Raw genomic sequence first — 522 nt, 5'->3', positions numbered from 1 at the left:
GCTGGGGGCCTCGGGGGGGGCGTGTTCTTTACCCAACAGGGACCTTTTTCCCCCACTTAGACATCAATGGCCTCCGTCTTTTCCTATGAGTTCGTCGCCGCCGCCCGTGAGAACGGCGTCAACCTCCACCGGGTCGACGCCGACCACGTCTCGTTCGCCTGCGACGAGACCACCGACCGCGCCCAGCTGGCCGCCGTGTGGTCGGCGTTCGGCGTCGACGGTGACGTCGAGGCGCTGGACGCCGCGACCGCCGAGGCCCTGCCGGACGCGCTGCTGCGCACCGACGCCTACCTCACCCACCCGGTCTTCCACGAGCACCGCTCCGAGACCGCGATGCTGCGCTACCTGCGCAAGCTGGCCGACCGCGACTACGCGCTCGACCGCGGCATGATCCCGCTGGGCTCCTGCACCATGAAGCTCAACGCGACCACCGAGATGGAGCCGGTGACCTGGCCGGAGTTCGGCCAGCTGCACCCGTTCGCGCCGATCGACCAGGCCCAGGGCTTCCTGACCCTGATCCGC

The 522-nt window shown here is 69.3% G+C and carries 1 pseudogene; it reads left to right on the top strand.

Annotated elements, in window-relative coordinates:
* Positions 1-87 precede the first annotated feature (87 nt).
* Positions 88-522 (top strand): annotated as a pseudogene (locus ACFW2E_RS26770) (glycine dehydrogenase (aminomethyl-transferring)); the annotation flags it as partial.

The sequence above is a fragment of the Streptomyces sp. NPDC058964 genome, assembly GCF_042741275.1.
Lineage (GTDB): Bacteria > Actinomycetota > Actinomycetes > Streptomycetales > Streptomycetaceae > Streptomyces.
The sequence above is the reverse complement of the archived record's forward strand: the minus strand, read 5'-3'. Positions and strand labels throughout refer to the sequence as shown.